We start from the raw sequence: 18202 nt of genomic DNA, 5'->3' as shown, positions 1-18202 counted from the left end.
TCTATGTTGGAAGCTGTAGCGGCCCCAGACCCGCCACCGAGGCCTTGAGATCAACCGTGGCCTCATTGTTCCAAGCATCAAGCAGGTCCCTCAGCTGCTCAAGAAAGCAGATGACGACAGGCTCGAAGCTCTGGTCGAAGGGCTCCATCACGGCTTCGTAGGAGTGGCGGAGCCCTGAGCCCTTGAGCGCGCTGTCGGGGACGACACTGAACTTCAACTCCTTGAGCCACGGGAGGACGCGGCGGAACGAGCTCTCCGCGGGAGTCCCCAGGTGGCCCAGCAGGGCGACCACCTCGTCCCGGCCCAGCGTGGGCTTCGCCTTCCACGCGAGGAACTGCGTCAGCGCCTCGACGTCATCCCGTAGCACGCTGTCGCGGTGGGGCTGGAGGCCGCCCACCGTCTGCCACTTCAGGCCCTCGATGTGCCGGCCCGGGATGGACACCTCCACCCTGCCCGCCGCCTGCGCGGAGAACTGCGGCTGGTGCCACAGCGCCTCCAGCACGATCTTGCGGGGCGCGGTGAACGCCTCCGGCATGCGCACGATGAGGCTCTGCCGCGAGGCGAGCTTCTCGTCGAAGGTCTCGTCCACCTCGTAGCTGGGGCCCTTGCCGGGCAGGAACGCGGGCCGCAGCGGGGCGAGGCCCGCCTTGGTCATCTCGTAGACGCCCGTCACCGAGTGCAGGCTGAACTCGCGCCCCGCGCTCATGCTGAGGATGGGGTGCTCCGCGCGCGTGCCGTCCGCCACGATGACCTGCGCGGGCTCCGCCTTGAGGTTCACCACCGGCACGGTGAACAGTTGGAAGAAGTCCGGGTGCAGCGAGCGCCCGACGTTCCAGTCCTTGTCCAGGTCCAGGCAGAGGCAGAACCGCATCCAGGAGCTGTTGCGCGGCGGCGGCACCTTCACGTGCACGAAGAGCTGCTGCTCCGGGAACTGGAAGAACGCGCGCAGGCGCTGGAACGGGTGCGCGTAGAGGCCGCTGTCGTCCGGCGCGGGCGGGTCGCGGTTGAAGGACACCTCGCAGGGGCTGCCCACGGAGTGCTCGTCCGCCTCCTCGTCGTAGACGACGCTCACCTGCTTCAGGTGCTTGCGCAGCGCGTGGAACACGGCCAGCGACGAGCGGTAGTCGTCCAGGTGCCGCACGTGCAGGCTGAGCACGTCGATGGCGTCCTTGCGCGCGAAGCGGGACTCGAAGCGGAGGATGAGCCGGTGGCCGCTGCGCACCTGCGGCACCACGTCCGTGCCCCTGAGGAAGATGGGCAGCACGCGCAGGTCGCGCTGGAGCCGGAAGGAGCCCGCCACGCCCTCCGCGGGCGTCAGGCGCAGCTCCGTGCCCCGGGTGAGGAGCACCGGCTCCACCATCTTCTCCGTGGGCACCGCCTGCGCCATGGCGGCGGCGGGCACGGGCTCCAGCAGGAAGTCGAAGAAGCCTGCGAACAGCCGGCGCCAGGTGGAGCGCAGGTTGTGCAGCGTGGCGTGCCGCGTCTGCACGGAGAAGAACGCCATCGCCTCGATGAGGCGGCGCACGTCCGGGTCCTCGCGGTCCAGCGGGGCCGCCGGGTGCCGCTCCTGGAAGCGCTGCCGGAAGCGCTCCAGCCCGTCCAGCTCCGACAGGAAGTCCAGGTAGATCTTCTCCGAGAAGTCCTTCACCGCCCGCTCTCCCGCCGTACGTCCATCGTCGCCATGTGCGTCGTCAGCCCAGCTTCACCAGGGTGCCGCCCACGCTGGTGATGGAGCCCTTCAGGTTCGCCATGCCGGAGCTCTCCAGGTCGAGCTTGCCGGTGCCGGCCACCTTGGTCATCGCGCCGGACATCTCCGCCTGGGACTTGCCGGCGAGCTTCAGCGTCACGCCGTCCACCTTCGCCTCGCCGCCGGAGGTCACCATCTCCGCGCCCATGTTGCCCTTCATGGCCAGCTTGGACGTGGCCTCGATGTTCACGTTCGCGCTGGAGGACAGCTTCGCGTCGCTGGTGGCCGTCTGCGTGAGCTTGGCGCTCGTCTTGAGCGTCATGTCCTGGGTGCTCTCCACCGTGAGCGTGTCCTGGCTGGTCCACTTGGAGACGCCCTTGGACTTCATCGTGAGGGTGTCGGTGTCGAAGGTGAGGTCCTTCACCGTGACGACGATGCTGTCCTGCTTCTGGACGAGGGTGCTGGTCTCCTGCGGTCCCTTCACGGTGATGGTGATGCTGGTGCCGTCCATCACGAGGGTCTGGGTGATTTGATCATCCGCGTTGTCGACCTGGACGGTGATGCCCTTCTGCTTGTCCAGCTCGATCTTGCAAACCAGCGTGCCCATCGGTCCCTCCCGCCTAGGCGGACTCTTCCCTCACCAGGATGAGCAGGTTGCCTTCCTTGAGCTCGATCTTCTCCGTGTCGCTCTCGTTCGTGCGCTGGAGGCGCCACAGCGGCTTGTTGTCCTCGTAGAAGTGCCGCATGGACGTGCCGCTCGTCGTGGTCTTGCCGACGAGCAGGTGCACGCCCTGCCCGTCCGAGGGCAGCCGCGCGCCCGCCCGCCAGTCCAGGTGGCGCTTGAGCCACGCGCGCAGGAAGTCCAGCGCCACCAGCACCCGGGCGCCCTTGTAGGCCGGGAAGTAGAAGTGCCCCGGCAGGAGGTTCGCGTTGAACGGCACCTGGATGATCTGGTTCGCGAAGAGCGGCAGCTTGATCTTGTAGCTGTCCAGGGAGGTGGCGTCGTCGGTGTACGCCTGCCAGGTCTCGTCCTCCTGCTCGCCCACCTCGCTGACGATGAGCCCCTCCACGAAGCGCGGGTACACCGGCGCGGTGAAGGGCGGCAGGTCCACGTGCAGCTCGGCCTTCTTCTCCAGCCGCGTGGTGAAGGTGATGAGGAAGCGGCTCTCCGGCTTGGGGCGGCGCGTGGGCGCCTCCCCCGGCCCGTCCGGCGTCCCCTCCCCGTCCCCGGCCTCCACGGGCAGCGGCTCCGCGCGCAGGCTCATCCGGCGCACCCGGAAGTCCTCCGTGGAGGGCACGCCCGCGGCGGTCCACCCGGCGGTGGCCGGCAGCTTCACCAGCGCGCCCGGGGCGAAGGCCACCGCCGGGAAGCGGTTCCAGTCCAGCTCCACCTCCAGGCCGCGCACCTTGAGGCGCGCCGTCTCCAGCGTCACGCGGGCCTGCACGTCGTCCTCGATGTCCGTGCGCAGGAGCACGTCCTGGCGCACGCCGGTGACGGCCTGGGCGTTGGTGATGGCCTGGTTCTTGGGGCTCTCCGCGGCGGCATTGAGGATGGCCACGTCGTGCCGCGCCACCTCCGGGAACACCACCGACACGCGGTCCACGTCCGCCGCGCGCAGCGTGAGGGGCGTGGGGCTCGCGTCCTTCGCCGCACGCAGCTGGTAGCCCTGCGCCGTGTAGTCGTACGCCAGCACGCCGTCGCGCGTGTGCACGAACCAGACGACGAAGTCGTAGAAGCTGGCGCCCGACTCCGGCGCCAGGCCCAGGAAGATGAGCGGCAGCGTCGCGTCCAGCTGCGCGGCCCAGTCGTTGGCCAGGGCGATCTTGTCGCCCTTGTGCGCGTCCAGCACGTCCTGCAGCGTCTTCTGCGTGTAGAGCACGCACGGGTGGTGCTGCGTCCAGAGCAGCCGCGCCGGGTCCACGAAGCGCACGGTGTAGTGCCGGTACGTGATGCCCGCGCCCCTGGCCCGGGCGACCGCCTCCTCCGTGAGCGCCTTCTCCTGCACCAGCCCCTTCACCTTCAGGGACGTGAAGGCGGGCTGGGTCGCCGTGTCGGAGTGCACCGCCTTCAGCTCCAGCGACACCTCCGCCAGATCCGGCTTGAGGAAGTCCGCCAGCACCAGGTCCTGCAGCTGGCCGCCGTGCGCGGTCTCGTCGAGGACGCGGAACTCCACCCGCCCCTCGTGGCCCCAGCCGTGCAGATCCAGCTCGAAGGCGAGCACGTCCGACGGGGGGATGGCGTGCGCCGTCCCGCCGAGGGTGAGCGTCAGGCCCAGGTCCAGGCGGTCGGCGAAGGCCATCAGGTGTCCTCCGCCTGCACGCGCACCCGGCCGGTGGTGGCGTGGAACAGCAGGCGCAGGTGGCAGGGCTGACCGTCGAAGGTGCCCTTGCAGTCGAAGTGCAGCCACAGCGTGCTGTCGCGGCCGCGCAGCTTCACCTCCGGCTCCACCAGCCGGGGCTCGTGCCGCGTCACCTCCTGCTGGATCTCCGCGGTGAGGGCCTCCACCAGCTCGCGCGTGCCCAGCTTCTCCGTGTACCCGCCCAGCCCGAAGTCGTGCATGAAGAAGCCGTAGCCCTTCTTCGTGTTGAGCACGGCTTCGATGTTGCGCATCACGTGCTCCAGGCTGTCGCGCACGCTGGAGCGCTGCGCGCGGGCCGCGAACTTGTCCAGGAACGGTGCGCGCGCCATGCCGGCTAGCTCCTCCGCCAGAACAGCGACGTCTGGGCGCCCCGCAGCGCGGGCGTCACGTAGAAGGCCAGGCCGTCCTCGCGCAGCGCGTGCTGCCACTCCTCGCCGTTGCTCAGGAGGTACCAGTCGATCTCAGGCCCCAGCGCGTGCGGGAAGGACGGATACGGCACGTGCTTGAAGGGCACGCCCTTCAGGGCCTGGCGGCGCACCAGCGGCAGCCGCGAGGGGCTGGCCAGCTTCACGCCGTCCAGCGGCGTGCGCTCCCCGGGGTTGGTGCGCTGCACCAGCAGGTACGCCTCGCTGGCGGAGCGGATCTCCGGCGGCAGCGGCGTCATCTGGAACTGCCCCTCCTTCGCCTGGAAGGCCTTGTGCGTGGAGCGCGTGGCCTCCGGCTGGAAGCTGCGCGTGAGCAGGCGGATCCACCCGCCCAGGGCCTCGTTGAGCTGCTCGTGCTGGTACACCGGCATCTGCTCGTCCGGGAGCATCTCCAGGTAGCAGCACGCCTCGAAGTACAGCCGGCGGAGCGCGTCGAACAGGTGGTACGGGTGCACGTACACCTGCCGGAACATGTCCCGGCGCATCGCGATGAGCCGCTGCACCTCGAAGAGCGCCCGGCGCGCGTTGGTGAGCCGGTCCGTGCGCAGGTACGTGTCGGAGATGTTGGTGAGCAGTTGCTGGCGCACCTGATCCAGCAGGTCGTCCAGCGTGGTGAGCAGCTTCTCCAGGAAGGGGTTGGGCCCCACCAGCAGCAGCGCCGGCACCCAGTCCGGGGACGTGTGCCAGGCGCCGTCCTCGTCCTGCGACACGGCGGCCAGGCCCAGGGACGCGAGGGTGCCGTCCAGCACCGGCTCCGTGGACAGCTGGAGCTTGTGCAGCACCCGCTGGAGCACCGGCGGATCATCCGCGTACAGGCGGATGCCCTCCGCGCTGACGGTCTCCTTGAGCACGTGCAGGTAGATGATGAACTCCGTCCTGCCGACGGCCTCCAGCGACAGCGGCGCGATGACGGAGTTGCCCGGGACGTCCAGCAGGTCCCCGGACTTGGTGACGACGGTGAGCGCGGAGATGGACAGGCTGCCGCTCTGCAGGAGCGACTCGTTCCACGCCAGGTTCGCGACGCCGTAGGACGGCAGGCCGGAGAGCGTGGCGTGGAGGCGGATCTCCGCGTCCAGCGCGTCCTCCTGCGCGACGAAATGCTCCGGGAGCAGCGTCTGGCCGACGTGCCAGCGGACCCGTGCGAGCTTGTACCGCTGCATGCGCCTTTCTTTCTTCCTTCCGCCCGCCAGCAAGACCGGGAGCGTGCGTGCTCCCGGCCCGGGCGCGAGGCGGAGTTACCTCCGGCCGATGCTAGCTGGCCGTCTCGGTGACGCCCCACTTCTTGGCCAACTTCTTCGTCGAAGAGGTGGCCAGGTTCAGCGACTGCTCCAGCGCCTGCGGCTTGATGCCGATCTGGAACGTGTAGTTCTTGGGCGACTGGACCTCACGGGACTCGTTGTCCGCGACGGACATGTTCAGCTCGTCGCCGTTCTTCTCGAGCAGGCCCTTCATCTCCGCGTCGAGGAAGTTGGACTTGAAGTACTTCTTGCCGAGCGGGTCGTACTCGTAGACGACGTACTTGAAGACGACCTCGATGTTGCTGAACTTGCCCAGCAGCATCTCCGCCACCTTCTGCTTGTTCGCCACGGACACCTGGCCGGAGAAGTACATGGCGTCCGTCACGCCCGTCTCCCACAGGTAGTGGTTGAGGACGGCGACGACCTTGTCCGCGATGGCCGCGTCCGGGTTCTCCGGATCCTTGATGGTCTCCTGGTCCGCCGTCAGCGGCACGCCGCCAATGGAGATGGCCGTGATGTAGCCGACCGGGGTCTGCTTGTCCTTCTTGAAGTTGAAGCCCTGATACACGTCCAGGTTGCGCGAAAACTGGGGCATCTGTCACTCCAGGGTTGGCGGGGCAGGCTGTCGCCTGCCCCAAGTGGGATGCGGCTCAGCCGAGCCGCGACTCGAGCATCAGCTCCACGTTGAGGCCTTCGAACTGGATGTGCGGGAGCACGGCCAGCTTGCAGTCGTACCAGCCGATCTCACCGGGGCGCGGGAAGACGGTCACGCTGCTCGCCTTGAAGGGGAACCGGCGCACCGTGAGGTCGTCCGGGTTGGCCACGGTGGTGACGTAGTTGGACAGCCACGAGTCCAGTTGGCGCTGGATGTAGTCCGCGTCCGCCGTGTTGCCGATGTTGTCGCGCATGATGCACTTCACGTAGTGCGCCAGCCGCGTGATGGAGAACGTGTAGGCCAGGTTGGTGACGAGCTGCGAGTTCTCCGAGTCCTTGGGGTCCTTGAACGTCTTGGCGACCTTGGCGGACTGGGTGCTGAAGAACGTCGCGTCGCTGGAGCCCTTGCGGTACACGAGCGGGATGAAGCCGGAGCGCGCGAACTCGTACTCGCGGTAGTCCGGGATGGCGATCTCCACCGGGGCCTTGATCTCCTCCTGGCCGCGCAGGGTGAAGGTGTCCACCGGCAGGCCGGAGATGAGGCCGCCGCCCTTGGGGCCGCGGATGGACTGGCACCAGCCGCTGATCTCGAACGCCTTCACCATGTTGCGCGCGAGCAGGATGGCGGAGTTGCCCCAGAGGTACTTGTCGGAGTCGCCGCGCGCCGTCTCGGTGAAGTTGAGGACGTCGCAGGGGTTCTTGTCCGGGTGCCAGGGCAGGCGCAGCACGTAGCGCGGGAAGGTCAGGCCCACGTAGGCGGCCTCCTCCGTGTCGCGGAACGCGTTCCAGCGGCCAAAGCGCGGGTGGGCGAGCACGCCCTCCAGGTTCTTGATGGCCTCCATCTCCTCGATGGTCTCGCAGCCGAAGAACTTGTGGCTGACGGCGGAGACGAACGGCGCGTGCGCGGCGTTGGACAGCTTCGCCATGCGCTGGAGCCAGGTGAGGTCCGCGGGCGTGGAGGAGAACTCGTACAGCCCCACGATGGCGCCGAAGGGCCGGCCGCCGTACTGGTCGTACTCCTGGATGTAGACCTTGTCGAACAGCGCTCCGGCGAAGATGTTGCTGGAGTTGTTCTCGAAGTCCTCCGCCAGCTCCTCCTTGGCGACGTCCAGGATGTCGATGGCAATGTTGGCCTTGAAGTTGGTGTGGTTGACCAGGTCCTCCAGGCCACGCCACGTGGACTCCAGCTTCTGGAAGGTCTCGTTGTGGAGGATCTCGTTCATCTGCGCGTCGATCATGCGATCGATGCGGCTGATGACATCCAGCACCTGGCCCTTGTCGAAGCGGGCGGTGTTGTCCGGGCCCTCCACGGGGGCCACGTTCTGGAGCAGGGCCGCGACGCTGGAGAGGAAGCGGCTCTCCAGGGTGACCTGCTGCTCGTCGCCGGCGGGCGCGAAGTTGGTGGTGATCATCGGCGCCGATTCCTGGGGCGGATCGAGCCGGACGCTGGAGAACAGGCGCTTCAGGTAGGTGGTCTCAGCCATGGCGGAGTCCTTTGGGAAGTCGGAGGTGTGGGGGGCGGATCAGGAGGCGGCCGGGGGCTTGGCGCCCGCGGCGACGGTGGCGGCGACCGCGGCCGTGGCGGCGGCACCCGCGGCGGGCTTGCCAGCGGCGGTGGCGGCGGCAGCGGTGGCATCCGCCTTCGCGGCTTCGCCAGCGGGCAGCCGCATGGTCTCGTAGCCCTTCAGCTCGTTGAGCAGCTCCTTGAGCGCCTCCGGCTTGGAGAACAGCTCGTAGAGCTCGCGGCGCAGATCCTTGCGGTTGTCGATGTTCGACTGCATCTCCACCAGGAGCGTCTTCAGGAGCAGCAGCGCCTTGAGCTTGGGCACGTGCTTGACGATCTCATCCGGGTGGAAGGACTTCATCCGGTTGATGGGGAGGTCGATGTTCAGCTCCGCCTCCACGTCCGGGTTGATGCGGTTGGGCACCTGGAAGTTGGCGGACATCTTCATGTCCTTCATCAACTCGTCCAGGTTGCGGCCATCCACCGAGCGCAGCTTGCGGGTCTCCAGGTCCTGCTTGCGATCCTCGGAGGAGCCCAGGGAGTAGTCGCCCATGACCAGGAGGCGCAACGGCAGGTTCACCGTTTCCTGCTCGCCGTTGATGGTGGTGCGGTACGTGAGGGTGATGCGGGATTTGGGAAGCTGGTCCTGAATGGCCACGGTGACTCCCTGACATTCGCAGCGCGCGTCATCCCCCCGTACTGCTGGAGCCGCCCCGGGAGTACGCCCTGCCGAGTGAACATTTACAGCCTAGGCGCGATCAGGAATTCCCGTCAACCAGCCGACATATCAGGTCTAGCGGGGTTCTGATGATCGCAATTGCGCGGTGTCCCCGGAGAACAGGAGGACCTCCTGGGTCTGTTCCGGTCCTCCTACCAAAGGCTCGTAGCCCAGGTGGCTGCCGTCCTGGAGGCGGGCCCAACTGCTCTGATCCCGCAGGCAGAGGATCACGCCGAGCGCGAGCGGCGTCTCCGCGAGGCTCGGGAGGATGCGGGTGTTGAGGCGGCGGCGGGCCTCCACGGCCCAGGGGATGCCGGTGCCGGAGTGGGGCTCGTTGAGGAAGAGGCGCACCTCCACCCCGCCCGTGGGGACGGTGGCGAAGCCGCCCACCGCGCTGCCGTCTCCGAGCGCCGCGGCGCCCAGGCGGATGCCCTTGGCCTCGATGCGCTGGCGGCGCGTCTCGCGGCGCACCAAGACCTCCGCCTCCGGGAAGACCTTGGCGAAGAGCCAGTGCAGGCTGCTGGGGCACGCGAGGCGCAACAGGCGCAGCCGGTGCGCGGTGGAGTGCTCCCACCCGGGCAGCAGGGACTCGTCGCGATCCGGGAACTGGCCCGCGAAGCGCGTCCGCAGCAGCAGGTGATCGAAGTAGCCCAGGAAGTCCGCCATGGTGTCCTGCTCCAGGCGGTCCATGGCCTGGAAGAGGAAGGATGGCAGCGGCGTCTGGAGGCTGAGCAGGCCCAGGTTGACGGTGATCACCACGCGCTTGCGAGGATGCCGGCTGAACTCGATGGCATGCACCAGGTGGGGCTGGTGCACGGTGCTGCGGTGGCTGCGGAACTCCACCTCCGCCTCGCCGTAGCCCTCCTTGGCGAGCAGGTCCAGGAGGGCCGGCACGTCGAAGCTGCGGATGCGCTCGCTGATGCGCTCCTCGACGGTGAGCATGCGGCCCGGCTGTTCGCGCTCGAGAGCCATGGAGGGCTATTCGTCGTATTCCGAGCCGGCGCGCGACGACTGGCGCTGCTGGGCGACGAGGAACGCGTCCAGGTCCACGCGGTAGAGCTGATCCATGGCGCGGAAGGACAGCGTCTCCGTGTTGTGCAGCATGGGCTCGATGGCCTCCGCGTGCTGCGCCAGGCCATTGAAGAAGCCGGAGAAGAGCTGCGGCAGGTACACGCGCGGATCAAAGCGCTCCACGGTGGCGAGCACGTCGACGGCGATGACGCTCGCCTTGCCGTAGTCCTCGCGCTCCAGCAGCGCCTCGAAGGCGGACAGCTTGCGGACCAGCTGCGCGAGCGCGGGGGACATGGGCACGGTCGGGCCCGCGTCCTGGGCCTCCGCGCGGGCGGCCTTCTTCACGCGCGTGGGGCGGGCCTCCTCTTCGTCCTCCCCTTCTTCCTCGTCATCGTCCTCGTCGTCCGGGGCGGCGGCGATCCCGGCATCAGCGGGCCTGGGCTCCTCCGGCGGAGGCAGGTAGGGCACGGCCTGGGCGTGGGAGCGCAGCGCGCCCAGGAGCGTGCGCATGGCGTCCATGCACGCGCTCTTCTGAAGGATGGCGAGGGCGGCGATGAGCGGGTCGCCCAGGGCCAGCGCCTCTTCCAGGGGCTCGCGGTTGCCGGGCGCGGTCCAGGCCTGCCATTGCGCGTCCTTGAGGCGCGCATGGTGCTCCAGGTGCTTGCCCATCATCTTCAGCAGCCAGCGCAGGCCGGTGTCCGCGAAGACGCGCTTCTTCTCCACCGGGCCGAAGAAGTCCCAGTTCTCCGTCAGCGTGCGCTTGAGCGAGCGGAAGACGGAGGGCAGCGCCTTCATGCCGTCCGCGACGAAGTGGCCGAAGAGGTAGGGCCCCACGAGGCGCACGTCGCGCCGGCCCTCGCGCAGGAGCACGGCGGCGGCGCGGGCGGCGTCCGCGTACTCGCTCCGGGCGACGAGGCCGGTGATGGCCTCCATGCGCGGATCCGGGCCCTCGGACTCGTCGATGAAGACGGGGGCGGTGGTGAACGCCGTGTCGAGCAGCGCGAAGTCGACGGGCTCCAACGCCGGGGCGGGGCTAGCCATCGATGGCCACCATCTGCCCAGGCGAGACGACCTGGATGACGCCGCCCCAGTTGCACATGCACTTGGAGTTGCTCTCCAGCGCCGGCATGTTGCCGATCATCACCTTGGGGCACCCGGGCACCCACGGGGCCGCGGTGGCGGGGATGCAGGGCATGGGGGTGAGGACGCCGAAGGCCGCCGCGGTCGCCGCCGCCACCATGGGGTTGGCCAGGGACTGGCACATGCCGAAGGGCAGGATGTTCATGAACGGCTTGTTGTCCATGATGTTCGCCGCGGGCGTGGTGGCCATCACCCGGTTCGCCGGCAGCACCATCAGCGACGACGGAGCCATCCCGAAGCTGCATTGGAGCATCGCTCCCATCACGACCTGAGCACCCATGTGCCGCTCCTTTTTTCAGCGCGCTGGCGACAGGCCATCTTCACCCGAAGCGGCGGCGCTTTCCAGCAGTCGTCCCCGCAGGGCGGTGAGGGCCTGGAACATCGGGTCCTTCGACTTGCGGTGCAGCGCGCCGGTGAAGAACTGCGAGGCGCACCACGCGTCGTCGACCGCGCCCTTCACCCGGTGGGGAAAGAGCGGAAAGAACTCGATGCGGTCGGGCAGGAAATCCCCGCCCAGGAGCATTTCGATCCGCCGGTTGAGCTCCTGCTCGGCGGACGGGGGAGCGGGCGTGGCGCCCGTGAAGGCCAGGAGGATGAAGCGCGAGTGGCTGGCGAGGCCGCCGGTGGACACCGGCACCACGCAGGTGCCCGCGAGGAACGGCACGTCCTCCAGCGCTGCGGTGACCTCCTTCGCGGAGTAGGTGCGGCCGTCATGCCGGAAGCCCAGCGTGCCGCCGTAGTGGTAGCGCTGGCGGATCCGCGCGAGCAGGACATGGCCCGGCGGCGCGTCCTTGTCCGGCAGCAGCGTGAAGACGCCCACGTCCGAGGGAGCGCCCTGCCCGCTCTCGTTCGGATCCTTCAGCGTCCACGCGCGGCCCGGGGCTGGGAAGACGTCCGTGTGCACGTCGGTGTGCGGCTCGGTGACGCCGCGCGACGACACCAGCACCGCGCCGCCGGCCGCCGCGTCGATGAGGATGTTGGAGGACGGCACGGCCTGGAGGCCGCACTGCTTCACCCAGGTGCGCCAGGCCTGGGCATCGAAGGGCTCCTCCGGGTTGCGAAACCAGTGCTGCACGTTGCGCAAGGAGGCGCGGTGGCGCAGGAGCAGGTCGCGCAGCTTCGGCGTGACGCCCAGGGCGCGCAGCGGGTGCTCCAGGAGCGGGGCCGGGTTGAGCGCCAGGTCCGCCATCTCCAGGTGCAGGTAGGTGGCGCCGCGCAGGAGCGTGGCGAAGAGCAGCGCCGGCAGGTGCTGGAGCACCGGGAAGTCCGGCGCCGCGAGGAGGTCCCCCGGCGACAGGCCGAAGGTGATCATCCCGTCGTTCAGGGCGCCCCTCCACGCGTTCTCCGCCGTGAGGGGCACCGGCGTGTGCGGCGGATCCACCAGCGGCGAGAAGAGCAGCCCCACCACGTCCGAGGGCCTGTACGTGTGGGACGTGAAGCCCGGCGCTCCCCTCCCCTGGCTCTTGAGCAGGAGCGGCTCGTGGCCCTTGAGGAGCGGGAGCTGGTGGGGCTCCGCGGCGATGAAGTCCGGCGCCAGGGCCTCCAGCCGGGTGGCCATGGCGCGCGGGCCCATGGGCGGCAGGAGCGTGAAGCAGCCTCCGAGCTTCAGCGTGGCCAGGAGCGACACGAGCAGCTCCTGCCCCACGCCGTGGACCAGGCACACCTTGGCGCCCGGCTCGACGCCCTGCTCCGCCCACTCGCCGGCGCGGCGCGAGGCCAGGTCGTGCAGGGCGCGGTAGCCCAGGGCCTGCGCGCCCTGGATGCGCGGGTGCGTGCGGAACGCAGGGCGCTCCAGCGCGACGTGGCGCACCATCAGGTCGTGGAAGAAGTCGTATTGCTGACCCGGGCGGCTCTTGGGCGGAGGGGCGCCCCGGCCCGCGTGGGCCTCCGCGAGCGCCGCGGCGAGCCCGTCCGGATCCGCCCAGCTCTCCTGCCACCACTTCGGGGCCCCGGACTCCGGAGCGAAGCCGGCTTCCACCTGCCGGAGGATGTCCTTCACGTCGAATGGCATGGGTGTCTACCGCGAGGGGAAGTCGAAGCCGACCTTCACCATGAAACGGACCTTGGAGCGCACGGTGCTGTCCGGAGCGATGGCGGGCAGCGGGGTCGCGCCGCGCTTCGTCGACGCGTGTTGCGGCGCGCGCTCGATGGACGTGGGCTCCACGACGCGCACCCGCGGGTGGCGGGCCTGGAGCGGCGGCACGTGCATGTCCACGTCGCGGCCGTAGAGCCACGCGCCGCAGCGCCAGAGGACGTCGTGGCGCCGGATCAGCAGCGTCCAGAAGCGGTCCCGCGTCTCGGAGGCCTCGAAGAGCAGCGGGGAGCTCGCGTCCTCGCGGGCGTCGCCCGGGGCGGCGAGCAGGGCGCGCAGCTGCTGCGCCACGCGCTCCACTTCATTCACGTCCTCGGGCGCGACGGGGGAGCGGCCCGCGAGCTTCGCCTCGTGCCTGCGGAACAGCGCCACCAGCCCCAGGCAGTCCCCCACCACGTCGCGGTGTCCCTCGCCGTGGGCGGCGGCCACGTCCGCGGAGGCGAGGAAGGAGGCCTCCGCGAGCGCCTCCGCGGTCTTGAGCAGCTTGCGGCGCAGCTGCTGGGCGCGGTCGAAGAGGGCTCCGAAGGCGCTGGCCCGCATGTCGCGCTGGACGCGCAGCGCCGCGTGGGCCAGGCCCTGGGCGAGCAATGGCAGCTCGCGCAGCTCCTCCACGTTCACGCCCGGGAGCGCGGCGATCTCCGCCTCGCGGGCGAGCACGCCCTCCACCCCGCGCTTCGTGTTGTGGAATGCGAGCGCGATGTTGGAGCGGCACTCCTCCACGGGGCCTTCGAGGGCACGCGCGGGCGCCAGGAACACGTCATAGCCGGGCTCGGAGCCAAGGGCTTCCAGCTCGGCGATGTCGTCGGGCCCCAATCCCGTTGTCGCGTGCTGGCCTCCAGCCATGCCAGGCAGGATAGCGGGCGCTTCCCGGGGTCACAACCTGGCGCCCTCCCCTGCACCACCGCGGGCCACGCGGGTCGTCCACGGTGAAGCCGACCCGCGAAGACGCGCCACTCGGTGTCCGGGTGCGGCGAATGACTCACGGGGTGGGACGCGGATCTCGGGACCCGGGAGCGCGCCGTCAGACGAGGATGAGGTCTTCCTCGTCGTCGCTCGTGGCGGCGCCCGCCTGGGAGTCCAGCGCGTGCTGCGTGCGGCGGAGGCGTTCGTCGCTCAGGTCCGCGACGAGCATCAGGACCTGCGGGTGGCTGGAGATGAGCGAGTCGAAGTCCTCGCGCGGCAGGCGCAGCAGCGTGGTGTGGCGCGTGGCCTCCACGGTGGCGGTGGCCGGCGTCTTCCGCAGGAGGGAGATCTCCCCGAAGAGCTCCCCTTCCTTCAGGGTCGACAGACGCTGGCCGCCCTTGTGGACCTCCACCTCGCCGGAGAGGACGACGTAGAGGCCATCGGTGGCGTCACCTTCGCGGATGATGACGTCGCCGCGCTCGACGTCGCGGGCCCGGAAGCGCTCCACGAGGTTGCGGCGGTCCTTGCGGTTGAAGGGGCGGAACAGCTCGGAGCTGTTCATCACGTTCGCGAGGAGGCGCTCGCGGCAGAACTTCTTGAGGGCCCTGGCCACGGGCGGGTGGCTGCGCGAGAGCGCGGCGAGCACGGCGGCGGAGATCTCGAGCACCTGCGTGTCGTCGTCCGCGGACTCCACGGAGGCGGCGCGCGGAGCGCCGGACAGGAGCGCCATCTCACCGAAGAAGGCTCCGCCCTCGAGCGTGGCCAGGTCCTGGCGGTGGCCGTTCTCTTCTCGGAAGACGCGGACGCGGCCTTCGCAGATGACGTAGAAGGCGTCGCCGTGCGTGCCCTGCGCGAGGATCCGCTCGCCGTGGGCGAAGCGGCGCAGCGGGCAGCGTTCGAAGAGCTGGATGAACGCGTCGCGCGGCAGGTCGGAGAAGAGCGGGATGGACGGCAGCGCGTCCAGCGTGCCGTGAGTCGGCTCGGCCTCCTCGGTCAGCTCGTAGACAAGCTCTTCTTCTGGCGCGTGTTCGGCCAGCCCGCGCTGGGCCGCGAGCTCCACCGCGTGCAGCAGTGAGTCCGCTTCGAGCTCCAGCTCCGTGAAGCTGGAGACGCGCAGGGACGCGCGCCAGGGCTCCTGGGCGCCGCTGGTGGTGGGCACCACGGAGGCGCCAGCGGCGGGCGTGGCCGTGGACGGCGCCTCGGCGCGGCGCGGGCGCAGGCCGGGAGGCGCGGCCTGGATGGGGAGCTTCGGCTCCGTGGGAGCCGGCGTGGTGTCAGGGCCCGTGATGGGCGGCGCGAGGGCCTGCCAGCGTCCGCTGGGCGTCCGGGTCTGGGGAAGCGGAGGCATGGTGGATGGGGACAGCGGCGCTGTGCGCGCGGCAAGACCTGGCTGCGTGTGGGCGGCGGGCGTGGCAGTGGGGCTCGCCGTGGCCGCCGCGGGAGGCGCGGCGATGGCGGCCGGCGTGCCAGCGGGGCCCGCCGCGGGAGGTGGGGCGATGGCGGCCGGCGTGCCAGTGGGGCTCACCGTGGCCGTCGCGGGAGGTGGGGCGATGGCGGCCGGCGTGCCAGTGGAGCTCGCGGCGGTCGGCGCGGTGGATGGCGTAGCCGTAGCGACTCCAGGCGCCGCTGGCGCCTGATGCGACGCGGTTCCAGCGGATGGCGTGACGGTAGGGCTCGCGGCGGTCGGCACGGCATCCACAGGCGCCGCTGGCGCCTCGGTCGCCGAGGACACGTCCTGCGCGGGCTCGAGCTCCACTTCGACGGAGAGGACGACCTCGGTGTCGTCCGCCACGGGGCCGCGCTGTTCCTTCGCTGCGACCGTGGGCGCGTTCGACCGGGCCAGCTCCGGCGGGAGCGAGTCCGACAGGTCCACCGGCGCCCCACCCGCCTCCAGCGGCCTGGGTGGCGCGGCGGGTGCCACCTGGCGCTGCGTGATGAGGCTCGCGGGAGTGGACGGAGGCGCCGCGTCCTTCGGCTTCGCCCTGGAGGTGACCGGCGTGCCTCTCCGCGCGTAGAGGTCCGCGAGCATCTGCTGCACGCCCTGATGGGATGGATCCAGCTCGAGGATCAGCTTGCTCGCGGCGATGGCGCGCGGCAGGAAGCCCTCCTTGGCGAAGCCCTCCGCCGCGGACTGATACGCGGAGACGGCGCGGTCACGCTGACCGGCCTTGGCCCACGCATCCCCCATACGCAGCCGGCTCTGATGGTCCTTCGGATCCGCCTGGCAGTAGTCCTCGTACAGCTCAGCGGCCTTGGCGAAACGGCCCTTGCTGAAGGCCTCCGTCGCCTTCTCCTTGAGCGCGCGCGCCTCCATTCACTGCGCCTCGCCCGCCGCCGTGCCTTCCTTCGTCACCGTGGCGCCCGCCGCGACGCGGACCTCGCGGAAGTAGTCGCCCTTCAGCGCGTCCAGCGCTTCGGCCACCGCGCCCGTGTTCATCTTGCGCAGCGCCGTCGCCGCCGCGGCCCGGATCTCCGGCAGGTCGTGGTACAGATCCCTCCCCACCACCTCCGCCGACTTCGCGTCGCCGATGACCCCCAGCGCCAGCAGCACGTCGCGCCGGGCCACGCTGTTGGAGTCATCCAGCGCCTTGAGCAGCGTGGGCACCGCGTCCTTCGCGCCCATCCGCCCCAACAACTGCGCCGCGAGCGCCGCCTCCGCCCCACCCTCCGACACCACGGCCTGCAACGCCTCCGACGCGGAGGCCGGCGGCGGTCCCACGCGCGACAGCGCATCCAGGACCACCAGCTTCTCGCCGCCCATCTTCGGCAGTGACGCCACCAGCGCGAGCTGCCCCGCCTCGCCCTGCTCGGCCAGCGCCAGCGCCAGCGTCTTCTGCAGCTCGCGGTCGGGCTCCAGCAGCGCCGCGCGCGTCACCTCGATGCCCTCGGGCCCCAGCGACGAGAGCCCCACCAGCGCGGCCGCGCGCAGCACCGGGCTCGCGTCGTCCGTATAGCCCTTGAGGATCTCCAGCGCCCCAGGCGCCTTGAGCGCGCCCAGCGCCGTCAGCAGCGTGGCCAGCGGCTGGAGCTTCGCGGGCTCCACGTCGTCGCTCAGCTCCGAGGGGACCCGCGGCGGCACCACCACGCGCCCGGCCTCCTTGGCGCGGGCCGCGTTGAGCGCCTGGAGCCGCTCGAAGAGCTGCGCGTGCTTGGCGGACCGGGCCTCGTCCCTGAGCTTCGCCCCTTCCGGACGCGGGGCCGACGGATCCAGATCCGCGCTGTACTTCCGCGGCAGCGCCTGCGGGATCCAGTCCGCGCGCAGCGCCGCGAGCCCGGCGACCTCCTGCTCGTAGAGCTTCTGGATGACAGGCGCCACGGAGGCGTCACCCACGTGCGTCACCGCCTCGACCGCGAGCGTGCGCAGGCCCACGTCCGGCTGGTTGAGCCAGGGCGTCACCTTGGGCAGCAGGGCCTGCGCGGCCGGGCCCAGGCCCGTCACCGCCTGGAGCCCCGACGCCGCGGAGGCAGGGCGCGACAGCCGGTCCGCGATGGGCTCCGCCAGGCAGCCGCCTCGCGAACGCATGGCGCGGCCGGCGCCCAGGGCCTCGTCCCGGGCACCGTCGAGCACGATGGCGCACAGCGCGGCGTCCGTCGCGGGCGTGCGCGGGAAGGTCAGGATGGCGTCGGTGGCCAGCGGGCTCACCGCGCTCTTCTCCACCGCCACCGCCTGGAGCTTCGCCGCGGCCGAGGGGTCCTGGAGCTTCATCAGCGCGCCGATGGCGGACTCGCGCAGCTCCGGGAAGCTCTCGTCGAGGAGCAGCGCGATGGGGGCCACCGCGCGGGTGTCGCCCGCGTCCCCCAGGCCGCGCACGGCGGCGGCGGCGAGGAGGACCTGGCTGTCACGCACCATGGGCAGCAGCCGGTTCACGGCCTCCACACGGCCGCTCTTGCCCAGCTCCTCCGCGGCGCCCACGCGCTCCGGGAGCACGCCCTCGGTGAGGGCCAGGAGGTTGCGATCCCAGAGGCCCTTGGCCTCGGCCGCGACGACGGAGGCCATGGCGCCGGGGACGTTGGTGCTCTTGAGCGCCTGGACGATGACCTGCCGTGTGGCGCGGCCCCGCCGGCCGTACTGGAGCGTGAGGTACGCCTTGGCCTTGTCGTTCTTCACCTTCGCGAGCGCCAGGGCGGCCTGCCCCTGCACGGTCTCGTCGGAGTCCTCCAGGAGCTCTCCGAGCAGATCCACGACGCGCGGATCCTGGCTCTCCCCGAGCGCGCCGGCGGCCTCGCCGCGGACGATGGCGGAGAGGTCCTTGGCGGCGCGGGTGAAGAGGACCAGGTCGTCCGGGTTGTTCTGCGCGGCCAGCTTCTTCACGGCCGCGGCGCGAATCTCGGGACGGGGGTCCTGGATCTCCGCGAGGAGCTGATCCCGATTGCCGTTGCACCCGACGAGCAGGGTCAGGGCGAGGAAGAGGGGGCGCACGCGGATTCGCATCGTTCTCCCGGAGCGGCGGACGGTGGAGGTAGGCGGCG

Annotated in this window: 15 protein-coding genes; all 15 read right to left on the bottom strand. The window is 70.4% G+C overall.

What is annotated here, in order from left to right; genetic code table 11:
* Nucleotide 1: 1 nt before the first annotated feature.
* Nucleotides 2–1648, bottom strand: a complete 1647-nt coding sequence (locus U8525_RS20285) for a type VI secretion system baseplate subunit TssF (RefSeq protein WP_374267927.1) — start codon at nucleotides 1646–1648, stop codon at nucleotides 2–4.
* A gap of 43 nt (nucleotides 1649–1691) precedes the next feature.
* Nucleotides 1692–2294, bottom strand: a complete 603-nt coding sequence (locus U8525_RS20280) for a hypothetical protein (RefSeq protein ID WP_374267926.1) — start codon at nucleotides 2292–2294, stop codon at nucleotides 1692–1694.
* Between the two features lie 13 nt (nucleotides 2295–2307).
* Nucleotides 2308–3987 carry a hypothetical protein gene (locus U8525_RS20275; protein ID WP_374267925.1) on the bottom strand — a complete coding sequence of 560 codons (1680 nt, stop codon included), beginning with the start codon at nucleotides 3985–3987 and terminating at the stop codon, nucleotides 2308–2310.
* A complete protein-coding gene (locus U8525_RS20270; protein ID WP_374267924.1) occupies nucleotides 3987–4376 on the bottom strand; it encodes a GPW/gp25 family protein in 390 nt (129 codons plus the stop codon). The genes U8525_RS20275 and U8525_RS20270 overlap by 1 nt, the downstream gene beginning before the upstream one ends.
* Before the next feature lie 5 nt (nucleotides 4377–4381).
* The gene (gene tssK / locus U8525_RS20265; RefSeq protein ID WP_374267923.1) at nucleotides 4382–5632 is read right to left on the bottom strand and encodes a type VI secretion system baseplate subunit TssK; all 1251 of its coding nucleotides are present in this window, start codon (nucleotides 5630–5632) and stop codon (nucleotides 4382–4384) included.
* A gap of 91 nt (nucleotides 5633–5723) precedes the next feature.
* A complete protein-coding gene (locus tag U8525_RS20260; protein WP_374267922.1) occupies nucleotides 5724–6305 on the bottom strand; it encodes a hypothetical protein in 582 nt (193 codons plus the stop codon).
* 55 nt (nucleotides 6306–6360) lie between these two features.
* Nucleotides 6361–7848: a type VI secretion system contractile sheath large subunit gene (gene tssC / locus U8525_RS20255; protein ID WP_374267921.1), complete on the bottom strand. Its 1488-nt coding sequence runs from the start codon at nucleotides 7846–7848 to the stop codon at nucleotides 6361–6363.
* 39 nt (nucleotides 7849–7887) lie between these two features.
* Nucleotides 7888–8526 carry a type VI secretion system contractile sheath small subunit gene (tssB, locus tag U8525_RS20250; protein WP_374267920.1) on the bottom strand — a complete coding sequence of 213 codons (639 nt, stop codon included), beginning with the start codon at nucleotides 8524–8526 and terminating at the stop codon, nucleotides 7888–7890.
* 135 nt (nucleotides 8527–8661) lie between these two features.
* Nucleotides 8662–9558, bottom strand: a complete 897-nt coding sequence (locus tag U8525_RS20245) for a hypothetical protein (RefSeq protein ID WP_374267919.1) — start codon at nucleotides 9556–9558, stop codon at nucleotides 8662–8664.
* 6 nt (nucleotides 9559–9564) lie between these two features.
* A complete protein-coding gene (locus tag U8525_RS20240; RefSeq protein WP_374267918.1) occupies nucleotides 9565–10638 on the bottom strand; it encodes a type VI secretion system protein IglI family protein in 1074 nt (357 codons plus the stop codon).
* Nucleotides 10631–11017 carry a DUF4280 domain-containing protein gene (locus U8525_RS20235; protein ID WP_374267917.1) on the bottom strand — a complete coding sequence of 129 codons (387 nt, stop codon included), beginning with the start codon at nucleotides 11015–11017 and terminating at the stop codon, nucleotides 10631–10633. Before U8525_RS20235 ends, U8525_RS20240 begins: the two co-directional genes overlap by 8 nt.
* A 15-nt stretch (nucleotides 11018–11032) precedes the next feature.
* The gene (locus U8525_RS20230; RefSeq protein ID WP_374267916.1) at nucleotides 11033–12748 is read right to left on the bottom strand and encodes a long-chain fatty acid--CoA ligase; all 1716 of its coding nucleotides are present in this window, start codon (nucleotides 12746–12748) and stop codon (nucleotides 11033–11035) included.
* A gap of 6 nt (nucleotides 12749–12754) precedes the next feature.
* Nucleotides 12755–13642 carry a hypothetical protein gene (locus U8525_RS20225; protein ID WP_374267915.1) on the bottom strand — a complete coding sequence of 296 codons (888 nt, stop codon included), beginning with the start codon at nucleotides 13640–13642 and terminating at the stop codon, nucleotides 12755–12757.
* Between the two features lie 208 nt (nucleotides 13643–13850).
* Nucleotides 13851–16046 carry a cyclic nucleotide-binding domain-containing protein gene (locus tag U8525_RS20220; RefSeq protein ID WP_374267914.1) on the bottom strand — a complete coding sequence of 732 codons (2196 nt, stop codon included), beginning with the start codon at nucleotides 16044–16046 and terminating at the stop codon, nucleotides 13851–13853.
* Nucleotides 16047–18164 carry a HEAT repeat domain-containing protein gene (locus tag U8525_RS20215; RefSeq protein ID WP_374267913.1) on the bottom strand — a complete coding sequence of 706 codons (2118 nt, stop codon included), beginning with the start codon at nucleotides 18162–18164 and terminating at the stop codon, nucleotides 16047–16049.
* Nucleotides 18165–18202: the final 38 nt, after the last annotated feature.

Source organism: Corallococcus sp. RDP092CA, assembly GCF_041903675.1.
In the GTDB taxonomy this organism is placed as follows: Bacteria; Myxococcota; Myxococcia; order Myxococcales; family Myxococcaceae; genus Corallococcus.
The sequence above is the reverse complement of the archived record's forward strand: the minus strand, read 5'-3'. Positions and strand labels throughout refer to the sequence as shown.